Below are 16,171 nucleotides of genomic sequence, written 5' to 3'. Positions count from 1 at the left end.
GCCGACGCGGGCGATGGTCACGGAGATGGGTCTGTCGCAGTCGACCGTGTCGCGGATCTGACGAGCCTTCGGCCTGCAGCCGCACCGTACCGAGACGTTCAAGCTGTCGACGGACCCAGACTTCGAAGACCTGACAGGAGATTCTCGATGGACGTGCCCCAGCCTGGTCAGCCTCGCCTCCGGCTCATGAGCCTGGTCAGCCTCGCCTCCGGCTCATGCCGGACGACGGGAGTGACACCTGCGGCAGCGTCCACCGCGGTGCCATGAGCTTCGCGGTCGGCTGCTACGCGGCCATACGGAACCCCGACAGCCACGAGGACGCTCTCCCGGAGTTGCCGGAGCACGAGGCGCTGGAGCAGTCGGCGGCCTTCAGCGTGCCGGCTCGCCGGGTCGACGCGGCCACGGTGGCGCCCGCCTGAGGGACGCCCGAGCGGTACGTCTCGCCGACCCGTCCGCGCCCCCTGATGTTCGTCCTCACGTCACCACCAGTCCCGCCATATAGCCGAGTATCTATACAAGTGGCAGGTGCGGGGACTGGAGGGGCGCGGATGTGGATTCAACGCGGAGGCAGAGGCTTGCCGTTCGGCATGGGGGTGTCGTTGACCGCGCTGCTGACGCTTGCGGGGTGCGGGCTGGGCGAGGGTGAAGGGGCGGAGCCCGTGACCGCTCCCCCGGCGGACCTTCGGATCGCGTGCGCCGAGAAGGGCTACCTCGCAGCGTCCGGTTCCACGGCCCAGCAGAACGCCATGGCGCACTGGATGGAGGAGTACCAGGCCGCCTGCCCTGGAGTGAAGGTGCGGTACGCGCCGCTCGGGTCCGGGGCCGGGGTCGCTCAGTTCCTGCGTGGTGCCACCCAGATCGGCGGCACGGACGGGGCACTGACGCCCGACGAGGTCGTACGGTCGGCCGAGGTGTGCCGGGGCGGTCGCGCCATCGATCTGCCCATGGTGGGCGGACCCATCGCGATCGGCTACCACCTCGACGGAGTCGACGACCTGGTGCTGGACGCCTCCGCACTGGCCCGGATCTTCAACTCCGAGATCACCGTGTGGAACGACCCGGCGATCCGGCGCCTCAATCCGGGGGTCGACCTGCCGCCCACACCGATCAGTGCCGTCCACAGGTCCGACGGCTCCGGTACGACGCAGAACTTCACCGCGTACCTGGCCGGCGCCGCGCCCAAGCACTGGCCGTACGGGGAGGACAAGACCTGGCGCGCCAAGGGCGGTGTCGCGGCGGCCGGTTCCGACGGGCTGGTCTCGCATGTCAGGGGCACGAACGGCGGGATCGGCTACTTCGAGCTGTCCTTCGCCAAGAAGGCGAAGCTCCACACCGTACGGCTGGACACGGGCGGCGTTGCCGAGCCGGTGACCGTCTCGGCGGAGTCGGCCTCGGCCGGCATCGCCCAGGCGAGCGTGGCCGGCGACGGCAACGACATGACGCTCCGGTTCGACTACGAGAACCCGGCGCCCGGCGCCTGGCCCATCGTCCTCGTCACGTACGAGATCGTGTGCGACCGGGGCAACCGGCCGGACGTCCTGCCCGTCCTCAGGTCCTTTCTGACATACACCGCCGGCGAGGAGGGGCAGAACGGCCTCACCGGCATCCACTACGCGCCGCTGCCCGCCGAACTCGCCGCCAGGGTACGGCAGGTGGTCAGTTCCCTGTCCTGAGCAGGGCGGCGATCTCCCGGGCGGCGTCCCGCGCCGTGCGGCCGACGCCGATGAGGGTGGCGGACGCGGGGCCTGTCCAGTCGCCGTAGCCGAGCAGGTGCAGGCGGGCTTCGCCGACGGCGCGGGTTCCGGCGGTGGCGATGCGGCCCTGTGTGTCGCGCAGGCCCAGGGGCGCCAGGTGGGAGAGGGCGGGGCGGAAGCCCGTGCACCAGATGATCGCGTCCGCGTCGGCGGTCATGCCGTCGGCCCAGGCGACGCCGGTCGGTGTGAGGCGGTCGAACATCGGCTGGGCCTTCAGCAGACCCGCGTCCCGGGCCTCCCGTACGGGCGGTACGGCCACGATGTCCCCGAGCGAGGCGACGCCGCCCGTGTCGGTGCGGCCCTCGTCCAGGGCGCGGCGCCGGGCGGTGGCGACGTCGAACAGGACGCGGCCGTCGATGTCGTCGGGCAGGAAGCGCGGCTCGCGCGGGGTGGCCCAGGTCAGCTCGGCGACGCGACCCGCGAGGTCGGCGGCGATCTGGGCGCCGGAGTTGCCGCCGCCGACCACCACGACGCGCTGCCCCTCGAAGTCGCGCGTGGTGCGGTACGCCGTGGTGTGGAGCCGGCGCCCGCGGAAGACCTCTCGCCCCGGAACGGCGGGCAGGAAGGGCCGCGACCACGTGCCGGTCGCGCTGACGGCCGCGCGGGCGCGCCAGGTGCCCCGGTCGGTCTCGACGCGCAGGCACGGCCCGTCGCGGTGTACGCCCTCCACCCGTACGGGACGGTGCACGGGGAGGCCGTACCGCCGCTCGTACTCGGCCAGGTACGTGACGACGTGCGCCGCGTCCGGGTAGGGCTCGCCCTCCTGCGGCGGCATCATCCAGCCGGGCAGGGACGAGTACGCGGCCGGGGAGAACAGCCGCAGCGAGTCCCAGGCGTGCTGCCACGCACCTCCGGACGCCGTCTGGGCGTCGAGGATGACGAACTCGACGCCCAGACGGCGCAGGTGGTAGCCGGCGGCGAGCCCGGACTGGCCGCCGCCGATCACCACCACATCGGTGTCGGGCTTCACGCGGTGGTGAACTTCCTGCGCCACGCCAGCGACACGTACACCAGTGCCACCAGCACCGGCACCTCGATGAGCGGTCCGACGACGCCGGACAGGGCCTGGCCCGAGGTGACCCCGAAGGTGGCGATGGCGACCGCGATGGCGAGCTCGAAGTTGTTGCCGGCCGCCGTGAAGGCGAGGGTCGCGGTCCTGTCGTAGGCCAGGCCGATCGCCTTGCCGAGCGCGAAGGTCCCGAACCACATCACGGCGAAGTAGACGAGCAGCGGGACCGCGATGCGGGCCACGTCCAGCGGCTGGGAGGTGATCGTCTTCCCCTGGAGGGCGAACAGGATGACGATCGTGAACAGCAGGCCGTAGAGGGCCCAGGGGCCGATCTTCGGCAGGAACTTCGCCTCGTAGCTCTCGCGGCCGAGCTTCTTCTCGCCGATGCGGCGGGTCAGGAAGCCGGCGACGAGCGGCACGCCGAGGAAGATGACGACGTTCAGCGCGATCTTCCACATGGAGATGTCCAGCGACTCGCCCGAGCCCAGGCCGAGCCAGCCGGGCAGCAGGTCGAGGTAGAACCAGCCGAGCACACCGAAGGCGATGACCTGGAAGACGGAGTTGAGCGCCACGAGCACGGCGGCGGCCTCGCGGTCGCCGCAGGCCAGGTCGTTCCAGATGATCACCATGGCGATGCAGCGCGCCAGCCCGACGATGATGAGGCCGGTGCGGTACTCCGGCAGGTCCGGCAGGAAGATCCAGGCCAGCGCGAACATCACGGCCGGGCCGAGCACCCAGTTGACGACCAGCGACGAGATCATCAGCCTGCGGTCGCCGGTGACGGCGTCGAGCTTGTCGTACCGGACCTTCGCGAGGACCGGGTACATCATGATCAGCAGACCGACGGCGATCGGCAGCGAGATTCCGCCGATCTCGACCTTGGCGAGCGCGTCGTTCAGGCCGGGGATCAGCCGGCCGAGACCCAGCCCGAGGCCCATGGCCAGGAGGATCCAGACGGCGAGGAAGCGGTCGAGCGTCGACAGCTTCGCGACGACCGAGGGCTCCTCGGTCGTCGCGGGCGCTTGGGTGGGGGTCACGGACAGGCCCTCTTGTTCTCGGCGGCGGTACGGGCGGAGTCGGCCAGCTCGGCGAACTGGCCGGCAAGGGAGGCGATGACGTCAGGGCGCAGCTTGTAGTACGTGAAGCGGCCGCAGGGCTCGGTCTCCACGACGCCGGCCTCGCGCAGCACTCTCAGGTGGTTGGAGAGGTTGGTCTGCTTGGCACCCGTCTCCTCGACGAGGTGGGTGGTGCACAGGGTCTCGCGGGCGAGCAGGGTCACGATCCGGAGGCGCAGGGGGTCACCCAGAACCCGGATCAGCTCAGTGTCGACTGACGTCATCATGGACTGATACTCTCACATCAGTGGTGGATGACACCACCGGGTGCTGATTTCAGTAGTGCCTGATTTCCCCGTGAGACAAGAGAGACCAGCCGTGTCCGAGTCCGAGAAGCCCTCCGTCCTGTTCGTCTGCGTCCACAACGCCGGCCGTTCGCAGATGGCCGCCGCGTGGCTGACCCACCTGGCCGGGGACCGCGTCGAGGTCCGCTCGGCCGGGTCCGCGCCCGCCGACCAGGTCAACCCCGCCGCCGTCGAGGCGATGCGCGAGGTCGGCATCGACATCACCGCCGAGACCCCGAAGATCCTCACCATCGACGCGGTCAAGGCGTCCGACGTCTGCATCACCATGGGCTGCGGCGACACCTGCCCCGTCTTCCCCGGCAAGCGCTACCTCGACTGGCAGCTGGAGGACCCGGCGGGCCAGGGCGTCGAGGCCGTACGCCCCATCCGCGACGAGATCAGGAAGCTCGTCGAGGGCCTGATCGAGGAGATCGCCCCGCAGGCCCCGGAGACCACGGCGTGAGCACGGGCACGGACGGCATACGCGACGTCATCGTCATCGGCTCCGGCCCCGCCGGCTACACCGCCGCCCTCTACACCGCCCGCGCCCAGCTGAAGCCCCTGGTCTTCGGCGGCGCCGTCTTCGTGGGCGGCTCGCTGACCACCACGACCGAGGTGGAGAACTTCCCCGGCTTCCCCCAGGGCGTCGACGGGCCGGTCCTGATGGAGGACATGCGGGCCCAGGCCGAACGCTTCGGCGCCGAGATCATCGAGGACGACATCGTCTCCGTCGACCTGACCGGCGACATCAAGGAGGTCACGGACACCGCCGGCACGGTCCACCGCGCCAAGGCCGCGATCGTCGCGACCGGCTCCGGCTACCGCAAGCTCGGCCTGCCGGGCGAGGAGGAACTGTCGGGGCGCGGCGTGTCCTGGTGCGCCACCTGCGACGGGTTCTTCTTCCGCGACCGCGACATCGTCGTCGTCGGCGGTGGCGACACCGCGATGGAGGAGGCCACGTTCCTCACCCGGTTCGCCCGCTCCGTCACCGTCGTCCACCGCCGCTCCACACTGCGCGCCTCCCAGGTCATGCGGAACCGCGCGTTCGCCGACGACAAGATCTCCTTCCTCTTCGACAGCGAGATCACGGCGATCAACGAGGAAGGCGGCATGCTGTCCGGCGTCACCGTCCGCGACAACATCACCGGCGAGACCCGCGACCTGCCGGTGACCGGCCTGTTCATCGCGATCGGCCACGACCCGCGCTCCGACCTGTTCAAGGGCCAGCTCGACCTGGACGACGACGGCTACATCGCGGTCCACTCGCCCTCCACCCGTACCAGCGTCCCCGGCGTCTTCGCGGCGGGAGACGTCGTCGACCACACCTACCGCCAGGCCATCACCGCCGCCGGCACCGGCTGCCAGGCCGCCCTGGACGCCGAGCGGTACCTCGCCGCCCTCTGACCCTCATCGCATCGGGAGACAGCTGCCATGGCACTGAAGAACGTGACGGACGACTCCTTCGAGGCGGACGTCCTCAACAGCGACAAGCCCGTCCTCGTCGACTTCTGGGCGGCCTGGTGCGGCCCCTGCCGCCAGATCGCCCCTGCCCTGGAGAAGATCGCCGAGGAGTACGGCGAGAAGATCGAGATCGTCAAGCTCAACATCGACGAGAACCCGGCGACCGCTGCGAAGTACGGCGTGATGTCGATCCCGACGATGAGCCTCTACCAGGGCGGCGAGGTCACGAAGACGATCGTGGGCGCCAAGCCGAAGGCCGCGATCGAGCGGGATCTCGCCGACGTCCTCGCCTGACCCGCGCCGGGCCGGGGCGGCGGGCCCGGCAGGCCCCGGCTCCCGGCTCACGGTCAGGACCGCCGACTCCCGGCTCGCGGTCAGGACCGTCGGCTCCCGGCTCGTCGGCCAGGACCGTCCGGGCCCGATTCAGCCGGCGGGTTCGAGGATTCCGCGGATACGGCGGAGCCCCTCGGGCTTCACCGAGTACCAGACCCAGGTGCCCCGGCGCTCACGATCCAGCAACCCGGCGTCGCACATCACCTTCAGGTGGTGACTCACGGTCGGCTGACGGAAGCCGAGCGCCGTCGTCAGGTCGCACACGCACGCCTCACCGGCCGGCGATCGCTCGATCATGCGGTACAGCTGGAGCCGCGTGGGGTCGGCGATGGCCTTCAGCATGGCGGCCAGCCGTTCGGCCTCATCGCGCTCGATGAGGAGACCGGACAGCTCGACACCACAGGTCTCCGGGTCGTGCGCCACCGGAACGGCGGCGCCATACGTAGAGATAGCCACCTCATCACCATAAGTGCGGCCCCACCGCGACCACGGGGCTCGAACGCCTGCCCGGCCACTTGTTCACTCAGGGTTCACTTTCGGGCCCCTCCCGTGCCAGGAGTCCCCATGCAGGAGCCACCCTTCCCGCCCGGGTCCCGCGTCCCGCCGCTGCGTGACGCGAGCGCCGTACTCGACCGGATCGCCCGCCGACTCGCCGCCCGGCACGGACGAGCTTTCTCGGACGCGACGATCGCCCGGTACGTGGAGGAGTGCGCCGACTTGCTGGGCAAGAGCGCCCGCGTGGGCAACCACCTGCCCGTACTCGTCGAACGGTTCGCGGACCAGCGGCTCGCCGCGCTCGCGAAGGCGTCGGGCGTGGCACGTGCGGTCGTGCCAGAGGTGCTGTTCGTGTGCACGGAGAACGCGGGACGCTCGCAGCTCGCCGCCGCGCTGCTGCGCCACCGGGCCGGGGCGGCGGTGGTCGTGCGGACAGCCGGGCCGGAGCCGGGCGCGGAGATCGCACCGGTGGTCCGGCGCCTGCTGGCCGAACGGGTCCTGGACGTCGGGGACGAGTTCCCCAAGCCGCTGACGGCTGAGGTGGTCGCGGCGGCCGACGTGGTGGTCACACTGGGCTGCGGGGACGCGTGCGCGGTCCTGCCGGGACGGCGGTATCTGGACTGGGAGCTGCCTGACCTGTCCGGTCTGGACCTGGAGAGCGCCCGCTCGGTGTGCGCCGCGCTGGACGCGCGGGTCGCGGTGCTCCTGGAGGAGCTTGGGTGACGGCGGCTCAGCCGGTCGGCTGGCGTGCCGGGGAGCACTCCAGGCGGTAGCCCATGCCGCGGATCGCGTCGATGGTGCAGCAGCTTCTGCGGTCGTCCCGCAGCCGGTTGCGGACGCGCCGGACATGGACCGTCAGGGTGTTGCTGTCGAGCGCGTCGGCGCCCCACAGCGCCTGGGTCAGCTCAGCCCGGCTGACGACCTTGTTGGGGCGTTCCATGAGGTAGCGCAGAAGCATGAACTCCCGTACCGGCAGCTTGAGCAGGCGGCCGCGTACGTGGACGTGGAAGCCGGCCGGGTCGAGCTCGATGTCCCCGACGACGAGGCGCTCGGCCGATGCGTCCCCGCCCTGGTCCCCGCTCGCGCGCAGGAGCGGGAGTATCTCCTCGGTGCGGTAGGGGCGGGCCACGAAGGCCACCGCGCCCGCCGCCACGGCCGCGGTGGCCTCGTCCACCCCGTCGGGCCCGGCTCCGACGAGGACCGGTACGGGGTGGAGCCTGGCGATCAGTTCGGTGACCCGGGCGGCGCCGACGACGGGCAGCGGGGCGCCGAGCAGGACGGCCCGGGGGTGCAGGACCCCGGCGTGGAGCAGCGCCTCGGCGCCGTCATGGCAGGCGACGACGGTGACCCCCGCGGCCGTGAGGCGGCCGACGACCTTTGCGGCCAGGGCCGTGTCGGGTTCGGCCAGCAGCAGGTCCGGGGGCTTCTCGTCGACCGTGGCGTGCTGCGTCGGGTGGGGGGTCACCGGGTGGGCTCCTCTGCTGCTCTCTCTGCGCCGTGAACGGGTGCCTTGCGTCTGCCGGGGCGGTCCCGGTCAGCCGAAGCGGCCGGAGATGTAGTCCTCCGTGCGCTGGTCGGCGGGGGTGCTGAAGATGCGGGCGGTCTCGTCGTACTCCACGAGGCGGCCGTGGCGTACACCCTGGTCGTCGACGTCGGCGGTGAAGAAGGCCGTGCGGTGCGAGACGCGGGCGGCCTGCTGCATGTTGTGGGTGACGATGACGATCGTGAACTGCTGGACGAGGTGCTCCATCAGGTCCTCGATCTTCGCCGTGGCGATGGGGTCGAGGGCCGAGCAGGGCTCGTCCATGAGGATGACCTCGGGCTTGACCGCGATGGTGCGGGCGATGCACAGCCGCTGCTGCTGGCCGCCTGACAGGGCCAGCGCGGAGGACTTCAGCTTGTCCTTGACCTCGTCCCACAGGGCGGCCCGGGTGAGGGTCTCCTGGACCAGGTCGTCCAGGTTGCCCTTCACGCCCGCGACCCTCGGGCCGTACGCGATGTTGTCGTAGATCGACTTGGGGAACGGGTTGGGCTTCTGGAAGACCATGCCGATACGGCGGCGGACCTCGATGGGGTCGACGTCCTTCCCGTACAGGTCCTCGTCGTGGTAGCGGACCTTGCCGGCGACGCGGGCGCCGGGGACGAGGTCGTTCATGCGGTTGAAGCAGCGCAGGACGGTGGACTTGCCGCAGCCGGACGGGCCGATCATCGCGGTGATCTCGCGCTCGCCGATGGTCATGTTGACGTCGCGTACGGCCTCGTGGTCGCCGTAGAAGACGGACAGTCCGCCGACCTCGAAGACGGGGCTGGAGCGTTCGGGCACCGCGCGGTAGGTGACGTCCGGGGCCTTGGCGGCCGTCTTGGTGGTGGTCGTGCCGCCGGCGGAGTCGGAGGGGGAAGCGGTCATGGCGGTCTCCAGTGGTGATGGAGTGGTGGTGGGCGTCGTCATGGGTCACCAGCGGCGGGAGTAGCGGTTGCGGAGCCAGATGGCGGCCGCGTTCATCAGCAGCAGGATCCCGAGGAGCAGGATGATCGCGGCGGCGGCGAGGTGGTGGAACTCCTCACGGGACTGGCTGATCCAGTTGTAGATCTGGACCGGGAGCACGGTGTAGGAGCTCTGCAGCCCTTCGGGGTTGAACATCACGAAGGTGACCGCGCCGAGCATGATGACGGGCGCGGCCTCGCCGATGGCGCGGGACAGGGCGAGGATCGAGCCGGTCGCCATGCCGGGCACGGCGGCCGGGAGGACCTGGCGCCAGACGGTCTGCCACTGGGTGGCGCCGAGCGCCAGGGACGCGTGCCGGATGGACTGCGGTACGGCCCTGATCGCCTCGCGCGAGGCGATGATGACGACCGGCAGCACCAGCAGCGACAGCGTCAGCGCGGCCGTCAGTACGGTCGTGCCGAGCGCGAACTGGCGGGCCAGCAGGCCGAGTCCGAGGATGCCGTAGATGATCGACGGGACGGCGGCCAGGTTCTGGATGTTCAGCTCGATCATCCGGTTGTACCAGCGGTCGGGGTCGGCGTACTCCTCCAGGTAGATCGCCGCCATGATGCCGGTGGGCAGGCAGAACAGCGCGGTGAAGCCGATGACCCAGAGGGTGCCGAAGATCGCGGACTGCGCGCCGGCCCGCTCGGGTTTGCGGATGGACGGGAAGTTCTCCCACAGCCGCGGGTCCAGGCGGGGCCACGCCTCGACGAGGACGTAGGCGAGCAGGGCCACCAGGAAGACGACGCCGACGGCGAGGCAGCCGAGGAGCAGCCAGCGGAAGAGGCTCTCGCCGGGGCGGAAGCGCGGTCCGGCGAGCAGTCCGCGCTCCGGCTTGCGGACGGGTGCGGGCGCCTGGGCGGCCTGCGTGGGGGTGCTGGTCACTCGTACACCTCCCGGTACTTGCGCACCAGACGGATGCTGATCAGGTTCATGAGGAAGGTCGCGAGGAAGAGCAGCGCGCCGACCGCGAAGATCGTGTCGTACGCGATCGAGCCGACCGGCACGTCACCGGACGCGGCCCGGGCGATGAACGCGGTCATGGTCTCCATCTCGACCAGCGGGTTGAGCGTGAACTCCGGCTTCGCGCCCGCCGCGATGAGCACGATCATGGTCTCGCCGACGGCCCGGGAGATGCCGAGGACGCAGGCCGCGACGATGCCGGACAGGGCGGCGGGGACGACCACGCGCACCGAGACGGTGCGCTTGCCGGAGCCGAGTGCGAACGCCCCGTCTCGCAGGGCGTGCGGCACGGCGGACAGCGCGTCCTCGGTGAGGGAGGCGATCGTCGGCACGATCATCACGCCCATCACCAGGCCGGCGGCGAGGCCGTTGCGGACCTCGGGAGCCCAGGCTTCGGGCAGCACGTCCTGGAGGAGGGGGGTGATGAACGCCATGGCGAAGAAGCCGTAGACGACCGTGGGGATGCCGGCGAGGACCTCCAGGCTGGGCTTGAGGACCTTGCGCACACCGGGCCTGGCGTACTCGCTCAGGTAGATCGCGGCGCCGAGGCCGACGGGGATGGCGACCAGCAGCGCGATGCCGGTGATGACGAGGGTGGCGGCGACCAGCGGCAGCACTCCGAACTTCTTGTCGGCGAAGAGCGGGGTCCACTCGGTGCCGGTGAAGAACTCGACCGGGTCGACCTGCTGGAAGAAGCCCACCGCAGGCGGGATCAGCGAGACGACGATCCCGATGGTGGTGGCGACCGAGACCAGCGCGGCCGCGAGCAGCAGCGCCTTGATCGCGGCTTCGCCGTAGCGCGGGCGAGCCCGCCGCAGGGACCGCGCACCGGTCTCGGTCCCTGCGGCGGGCTGGGTGGTGGAGCTGGTCACTTGGCGGCTGCCTTGAGCTTGTCGAGGGCGGCCTGGAGGTCCTTCTCCTGCTGGGAGTTGAGCGGGATGAACTGGGCGTCCTCGGCGATCTTCTTGTGGTTCGAGACGTAGAACTCGACGAAGTCCAGGACCTGCGGCTTCTTCAGGCCGGCGTCCGACGGGTAGATGAACAGCTGCCGGCCGAGCGGGGCGTAGGTGCCGTCCTGGGTGGCCGCGGCGCTCGGCTCCACACAGCCCTTGCCGCCGTCGATCGCGATGGCCTTCAGCTTGTCCTTGTTCTCCTCGTAGTAGGAGAAGCCGAAGTAGCCGAGGCCGCCCTTGGTGCCGGAGACGCCGGTGACGATGACGTTGTCGTCCTCGCTGCCGCTGTAGTCGGTGCGGGAGGCGCCCTCCTCACCGTTGATCTCGTCGGTGAAGTAGTCGAAGGTGCCGGAGTCGGTGCCGGGGCCGAACAGCTTCAGCGGCTCGTCCGGGAACTTCGGGTCGACCTGCTTCCAGCTGTTCACCTTGGAGCCGGGCTCCCAGATCTTCTTCAGCTGCTCGGTGGTCAGGCAGGTCGCCCAGGTGTTGTCCTTGTTGACGACGACGCTGAGGGCGTCGTTGGCGACGGCGAACTGCTCGTACTTGATGTTGTTCTGCTCGCAGGTCTTGATCTCCTCGTCCTTGATCGGACGGGAGGCGTCGGAGATGTCCGTCTCGCCGACGCAGAACTTCTTGAAGCCGCCACCGGTTCCGGAGGTGGCGACGGTGACCTGGACCTTGGCCTGCTTCTCCGCGTACAGCTCCGAGGCGGCGCTGGACAGCGGGGCGACCGTGCTGGACCCGTCGATCAGGACCTTGCCGGACAGTTCCTTGCCGTTGCCGCCCTCGCTCTTGTCGGAGTTCGAGCCCGCGTCGGCACCGCCGCACGCGGTCGCGGCCAGCATCACAGCCGCCGTCAGGGCCACGGGAGCCTTGGCCCGGCGCAACGAAAGGGAGATGTTCACGTGACTCTCGATCCTCGTGTCTGCCGGGGTCTCCCCGGCTGTCTGGATGAGGTGCGCAGTACGCGCCACTCGGACGGTTGGATCGAAACTCGCCTATATGAACGGACGGTGTACGGATACCCCCTCAATGGTGAATGATAGCCAGCCATCTATATAGGCACATCTTGATGCAGTCAACAACCAGCACTGGTGGGGCGGTTGGGGCGCATGGGGCGGCGCCCTCCTGCCTCCACTGTTCGACCGGAGTTCACCCTTCCGCCCCTCAGGGCGACGGGTGGCCGCCTACCGTCCGCATAGACGCCTGCCTATATACGGCGTCGGTTCTCAGCCACATCCCGTCCGCTGCCCGCTCTGGAGGAGCCGTGCCCGACCGTCCCCTGGACGACGGCCGTACCGTCCCGGTGTTCCACAACACCGCCCGTTCCGCCCTCACCTGCCAGTACCGCTGCGGCAACGCCTGCTCCCACGAGGCGCCCAACCGTTCCCTGAACACCTACTTCGGGGACGTCGTGCAGCAGGCGGCCATGTCCCGCAGAGGCACCCTCAAGGGCGCCGCCGTCCTCGCCCTGGCCGGCGGCACGATGGCACTCGCGGGGCCCGCGGCCGCTGCCGGAGCCGCCCCCGCGTCCGCGTCCGGCGTGACCGCCGCAGCCGCCGCCACGGCCCGGGGCAGGGCACCGCGGGGCCTGGACTTCGCCCCCGTCGCGCCCAACACCGCCGACACGGTCACCGTCCCCGAGGGCTTCGCCCAGCAGGTCGTCATCCGCTGGGGCGACCCGGTCCTGTCCGGCGCGCCGCGCTTCGACGCCCGCCGCCAGAGCGCCCGCGCGCAATCCCTCCAGTTCGGCTACAACTGCGACTACATGGCCCTGCTCGACCTGCCGCGCCGCCGGGAACACCAGCTGCTCGTGGTCAACCACGAGTACACCAACGAAGAGATCATGTTCTACGGGTACGACCCCGCGAACCCGACGCGCGAGCAGGTGGAGATCGCCTGGGCCGCGCATGGCCTGACGGTCATGGTCGTCCGCGCGGACCGCCGCTCCGGCCGCCTGTGGCCGGTCACCGGCGACGCGCTCAACCGCCGCATCACCGCCACCACGCCCATGGCCCTCACCGGCCCCGCCGCCGGCAGCGACCTGCTGAGGACCAGCGCCGACCCCACGGGCCGTACCGTGCTGGGCACCCTGAACAACTGCGGCGGCGGCATCACCCCGTGGGGCACGGTCCTGACCGGCGAGGAGAACGTCAACCAGTACTTCGCCAACGCCGCCGCCGTCACCGACCCCGTCTCCGCACAGCGCCTGGCCCGCTACGGCCTGCCGAAGGGCGCCAGCCACCGCCGCTGGGAGCGCTTCGACCCCCGCTTCGACATCGCCCAGGAGCCCAACGAGCCCAACCGGCACGGCTGGGTCGTCGAGGTGGACCCGTACGACCCGGACTCCGTCCCGCGCAAGCGGACCGCGCTCGGCCGCTTCAAGCACGAGGCCGCCGAGCCCCGCCTCACGGCGGACGGCCGCGTCGCGCTCTACATGGGCGACGACGAACGCTTCGACTACCTCTACAAGTACGTCTCCGCCCACCCGTACAAGAAGGGCACCATCCGCGCCGCGCGCGAACACAACATGCGCCTCCTCGACGAGGGCACGCTCTACGTGGCCCGCTTCACCGGCGACTCCCCGGCCGAGGAACTCGACGGCACCGGCAAGCTCCCGACCGACGGCGCCTTCGACGGCTCCGGCACCTGGATCCCGCTCGCCACCGGCTCCACGTCGCACGTCCCCGGCATGACCGCCGAGGAGGTCTACGTCTTCACCCGCCTCGCCGCGGACAAGGTCGGCGCCACCAAGATGGACCGCCCCGAGGACGTCGAACCCCACCCGCACACCGGGCACGTGTACGTCGCCCTCACCAACAACAAGGACCGCGGCGCCACCGGCAAGGCCGGCCCCGACGAGGCCAACCCCCGCAAGGGCAACAAGCACGGCCACATCCTGGAACTCGCCGAGCACTTCGGGGACGCCGCGTCCGACGGCTTCGCCTGGCGCCTGATGCTGGTGTGCGGCGACCCGGAGGACCCGTCCACCTACTTCGCGGGCTACGACAAGAGCCAGGTCAGCCCTATCTCCTGCCCCGACAACGTCGCCTTCGACGAGCACGGCAACCTGTGGCTCGCCACCGACGGCGCCGCCCTCGGCTACCACGACGGCCTCTTCGCCGTCCCCGTCAAGGGCCCGCACCGCGGCCACGTGAAGCAGTTCCTCACCGTCCCGGTCGCCGCCGAGACCTGCGGCCCGATCATCACCCGTGACCGCGTCCTCGTCGCCGTCCAGCACCCGGGCGAGACCGACACCGCCACCGCCGAGACTCCGGCCTCGACCTGGCCCGACGGCCCCGGCACCCTCCCCCGCCCCTCGGTTGTCACTGTCTGGCGCGAAGGCCGCCACCACCGCTGACCCGCGCCGTACAACGACGGCTCCTGCGTAGACCGCTGTCCACGCAGGAGCTGACGTCCAACGGATACGGCACGGCGAAGGGAGACACGGCCGCCAGATGCCGCGTACCGCCATCCAGCGGTGGTGGGCACGGACACACACCGGCTGCCCGGCGCAGTGGCCGCCGCCGCGCCGGGCAGAGGAACGCCCACTCCGCGTCGTGAGATGGCAGTCGTCGGCGGGCGGCCGGGCTGGCGCCCACGGGTACGTGCGCGTGATCTCGCCCGGGATCGGGCGCGCGCGGTCGCACGGGGCGGTGAGGATCGCATGACCTATCGGCCCGCACAACGCAAAATGCTGGTCGAGATCGCTCCCGACCAGCATTCCGATGGTGCATGCGTGGTGTCCGAGGGGGGACTTGAACCCCCACGCCCGATAAAGGGCACTAGCACCTCAAGCTAGCGCGTCTGCCATTCCGCCACCCGGACCAGGTGTATGCCGTCTCGCGGTGTTCCCCGCGGCGACATGGATAACTCTACCAGGGGTTCGAGGTGCCCTTCACCCGCATATCCCGTGGTCAGGGGGGTGTGGAGCCCTCGACCCCGAGCAAGGGAGGCGGACGGCGCCCGGCGGTGTACGGGGTGTCTCCACCCGGGTGCGGAGCGTGTCCATGGCGGTCCGGGAGCCGTGGGGGCGTGAGGGACGGATGTCAGCAGTCTCGCTCTCGTAGGGAGTGCAGGTGCGCGCTCGCCTTGCGGGCGAAGGTGAGGGACTCGGCGGGGTCGTCGTGCTCGGCCTGCCAGTGGTGGGCGCGACGGCCGGCGGGGGTCGCGCGGGTCACGGCCGAGATGAAGCGCCGGTAGTCGATGTCGCCGTCGCCGACGTCGACCATGCGGTAGCCGTCACGGGCGGTGTCGTCGCGTTCGCCGTCCTTGACGTGGAAGAGCGGATAGCGGTGGGGCTGGTCGAGGACGTAGCGGAGGGGGTCGAAGGGGGCCTGCGTGCCGTCGGCCCGTCGGCTGAAGCGGTGCTGTCCGGCGTACGCCCAGTAGATGTCCATCTCCAGGAACACCAGCTCGGGGTCGGTCTCGGCGAGGAGTACGTCGTAGAGGCGGACGTCCGGCCGGTCGGTGGCGAACGAGAACTCCTCGGCGTGGTTGTGCTGGTAGAACCGCATCCCCCGCTTCTTGGCCTCGGCACCGTAGTGGTTGAACTCCTCGGCGCAGCGCTTCCAGCCGTCGACGGTGGCTCCGTAGCGCCAGGGACCGGACGCGGTTCCGATGTGCCGCAGGCCGAGGGCTTGCGCGTCGTCCAGGACGCGGTCGAGGTTCTGCGCGAACGTGTAGGCGGCGGGGTCGGTGGAGTAGTAGCCGACGTGGCTGCCGATGGCGCGTAGACCGTGGTCGCGGGTGAGGCGCCTGAGCTGGTCGAGGCTGATGGGGCCTGCGGCGCCCTGGCTGTAGCCGGCGTACTCGACCTCGTCGTAGCCGTGGTGCCGGAGTTGTTCGAAGACCGGGCCGAAGCCGAGGGTGGCGACCTTGTCGCGCAGCGAGTAGAGCTGGATGCCGAGGCGGCCGGGCGGCAGGACGGGGCGCCCTCGGCCGCCGGCCCCGACGGGGTCGGGAATGGTACGGGCCGCGGCGGGGGTGGCGGAAGCGCCGACGAGTGCGGCGGCGGCGCCGGCGGCCGCCCCGACGGCGACGCCGAGCATGCCGCGCCGGGTGAGTCTGTGGGTGAGTTCGGGGTCGGTGTTCCGGCTGGTGCGGGTGGTGCCGATGGCGCGGACAGAGAGGCTGGTCCGGGTGGTGCGGCTGGTGCGGCTGGTGCGGCTGGTGCGGCCCATTGTGGATAACTCCTCGTTGTCGGTGGAGTGTGCTTCAGTGAGCTTCTTCGATGTGGCCACCGATCGGGTGACGGTCCGTGAAGCGCAACGAGCGAAGCCCCCGGGCTGTTGATCGAGGTGTCTGACGCCTCAA

At 70.6% G+C, this 16,171-nt stretch carries 17 protein-coding genes, 1 tRNA gene and 1 pseudogene; 8 read left to right on the top strand and 11 right to left on the bottom strand.

The window, feature by feature from the left end:
- Positions 1-4: 4 nt before the first annotated feature.
- The 3 genes and pseudogenes from ACGF5U_RS20600 to pstS all read left to right on the top strand — a co-directional run.
- Positions 5-142, top strand: a pseudogene (locus tag ACGF5U_RS20600) (IS630 family transposase); the annotation flags it as partial.
- Complete coding sequence (locus ACGF5U_RS20595) at positions 141-419, top strand: TIGR02391 family protein (RefSeq protein WP_392711895.1); 279 nt, start codon at positions 141-143, stop codon at positions 417-419. The pseudogene ACGF5U_RS20600 and the gene ACGF5U_RS20595, both read left to right, overlap by 2 nt.
- A 240-nt stretch (positions 420-659) precedes the next feature.
- The gene (pstS, locus tag ACGF5U_RS20590; RefSeq protein WP_392711339.1) at positions 660-1,673 is read left to right on the top strand and encodes a phosphate ABC transporter substrate-binding protein PstS; all 1,014 of its coding nucleotides are present in this window, start codon (positions 660-662) and stop codon (positions 1,671-1,673) included.
- On the opposite strand, the gene ACGF5U_RS20585 is transcribed toward pstS, so the two are convergent.
- Genes ACGF5U_RS20585 through ACGF5U_RS20575 form a run of 3 tightly spaced genes read right to left on the bottom strand, consistent with a single transcriptional unit; the run spans position 1,657 to position 4,105 of the window.
- Positions 1,657-2,724 carry an ArsO family NAD(P)H-dependent flavin-containing monooxygenase gene (locus ACGF5U_RS20585; RefSeq protein ID WP_392711338.1) on the bottom strand — a complete coding sequence of 356 codons (1,068 nt, stop codon included), beginning with the start codon at positions 2,722-2,724 and terminating at the stop codon, positions 1,657-1,659. The two genes, pstS and ACGF5U_RS20585, sit on opposite strands and share 17 nt — an antisense overlap.
- Complete coding sequence (arsB, locus tag ACGF5U_RS20580; protein WP_392711337.1) at positions 2,721-3,800, bottom strand: ACR3 family arsenite efflux transporter; 1,080 nt, start codon at positions 3,798-3,800, stop codon at positions 2,721-2,723. Before arsB ends, ACGF5U_RS20585 begins: the two co-directional genes overlap by 4 nt.
- The gene (locus ACGF5U_RS20575) at positions 3,797-4,105 is read right to left on the bottom strand and encodes an ArsR/SmtB family transcription factor (RefSeq protein ID WP_392711335.1); all 309 of its coding nucleotides are present in this window, start codon (positions 4,103-4,105) and stop codon (positions 3,797-3,799) included. Before ACGF5U_RS20575 ends, arsB begins: the two co-directional genes overlap by 4 nt.
- 91 nt (positions 4,106-4,196) lie before the next feature.
- Between ACGF5U_RS20575 and ACGF5U_RS20570 the strand changes: the two genes are divergently transcribed.
- The 3 genes from ACGF5U_RS20570 to trxA are packed head-to-tail and all read left to right on the top strand — an operon-like array spanning position 4,197 to position 5,917.
- Positions 4,197-4,625 carry an arsenate reductase ArsC gene (locus ACGF5U_RS20570; protein WP_392711334.1) on the top strand — a complete coding sequence of 143 codons (429 nt, stop codon included), beginning with the start codon at positions 4,197-4,199 and terminating at the stop codon, positions 4,623-4,625.
- Entirely contained in the window at positions 4,622-5,566 is a 945-nt protein-coding gene (gene trxB, locus ACGF5U_RS20565) for a thioredoxin-disulfide reductase (protein WP_392711332.1), read from the top strand. Before ACGF5U_RS20570 ends, trxB begins: the two co-directional genes overlap by 4 nt.
- 27 nt (positions 5,567-5,593) lie before the next feature.
- A complete protein-coding gene (gene trxA, locus ACGF5U_RS20560; RefSeq protein WP_392711330.1) occupies positions 5,594-5,917 on the top strand; it encodes a thioredoxin in 324 nt (107 codons plus the stop codon).
- Positions 5,918-6,046: 129 nt separating this feature from the next.
- On the opposite strand, the gene ACGF5U_RS20555 is transcribed toward trxA, so the two are convergent.
- Positions 6,047-6,406, bottom strand: coding sequence for an ArsR/SmtB family transcription factor (locus tag ACGF5U_RS20555; protein WP_392711893.1), 360 nt, complete (start codon positions 6,404-6,406; stop codon positions 6,047-6,049).
- A 114-nt stretch (positions 6,407-6,520) separates the two neighbouring features.
- On the opposite strand from ACGF5U_RS20555, the gene ACGF5U_RS20550 reads away from it, so the two are divergent.
- A complete protein-coding gene (locus ACGF5U_RS20550) occupies positions 6,521-7,174 on the top strand; it encodes a low molecular weight phosphatase family protein (RefSeq protein ID WP_392711329.1) in 654 nt (217 codons plus the stop codon).
- Between the two features lie 7 nt (positions 7,175-7,181).
- Here ACGF5U_RS20550 and ACGF5U_RS20545 read toward each other — a convergent pair whose 3' ends face one another.
- From ACGF5U_RS20545 to ACGF5U_RS20525, 5 genes are all read right to left on the bottom strand, one after another.
- Positions 7,182-7,916 carry a response regulator transcription factor gene (locus tag ACGF5U_RS20545; RefSeq protein WP_392711327.1) on the bottom strand — a complete coding sequence of 245 codons (735 nt, stop codon included), beginning with the start codon at positions 7,914-7,916 and terminating at the stop codon, positions 7,182-7,184.
- A 69-nt stretch (positions 7,917-7,985) separates the two neighbouring features.
- On the bottom strand, positions 7,986-8,858 hold the full coding sequence (pstB, locus tag ACGF5U_RS20540; RefSeq protein WP_392711325.1) for a phosphate ABC transporter ATP-binding protein PstB: 873 nt from the start codon (positions 8,856-8,858) through the stop codon (positions 7,986-7,988).
- 45 nt (positions 8,859-8,903) lie between these two features.
- Positions 8,904-9,824 (bottom strand): phosphate ABC transporter permease PstA, encoded by a 921-nt coding sequence (gene pstA, locus ACGF5U_RS20535; protein WP_392711323.1) that lies wholly within the window; start codon positions 9,822-9,824, stop codon positions 8,904-8,906.
- A complete protein-coding gene (gene pstC / locus ACGF5U_RS20530) occupies positions 9,821-10,774 on the bottom strand; it encodes a phosphate ABC transporter permease subunit PstC (protein WP_392711322.1) in 954 nt (317 codons plus the stop codon). Before pstC ends, pstA begins: the two co-directional genes overlap by 4 nt.
- Positions 10,771-11,760: a PstS family phosphate ABC transporter substrate-binding protein gene (locus tag ACGF5U_RS20525; protein ID WP_392711321.1), complete on the bottom strand. Its 990-nt coding sequence runs from the start codon at positions 11,758-11,760 to the stop codon at positions 10,771-10,773. The genes pstC and ACGF5U_RS20525 overlap by 4 nt, the downstream gene beginning before the upstream one ends.
- Before the next feature lie 362 nt (positions 11,761-12,122).
- On the opposite strand from ACGF5U_RS20525, the gene ACGF5U_RS20520 reads away from it, so the two are divergent.
- Positions 12,123-14,216 (top strand): PhoX family protein, encoded by a 2,094-nt coding sequence (locus tag ACGF5U_RS20520; RefSeq protein WP_392711320.1) that lies wholly within the window; start codon positions 12,123-12,125, stop codon positions 14,214-14,216.
- Positions 14,217-14,595: 379 nt separating this feature from the next.
- Here the strand turns inward: ACGF5U_RS20520 and ACGF5U_RS20515 are convergent.
- Together ACGF5U_RS20515 and ACGF5U_RS20510 are read right to left on the bottom strand one after the other, a co-directional pair.
- Positions 14,596-14,683: transfer RNA gene (locus ACGF5U_RS20515), tRNA-Leu, on the bottom strand.
- A 221-nt stretch (positions 14,684-14,904) separates the two neighbouring features.
- A complete protein-coding gene (locus ACGF5U_RS20510) occupies positions 14,905-15,906 on the bottom strand; it encodes a sugar phosphate isomerase/epimerase family protein (protein ID WP_392711891.1) in 1,002 nt (333 codons plus the stop codon).
- Positions 15,907-16,171 lie beyond the last annotated feature (265 nt).

The organism is Streptomyces sp. NPDC047886, from assembly GCF_043204435.1.
Classification (GTDB): Bacteria; Actinomycetota; Actinomycetes; order Streptomycetales; family Streptomycetaceae; genus Streptomyces.
Note: the sequence above shows the minus strand (reverse complement) of the source record. Positions and strands in the feature narration are given on the sequence as shown.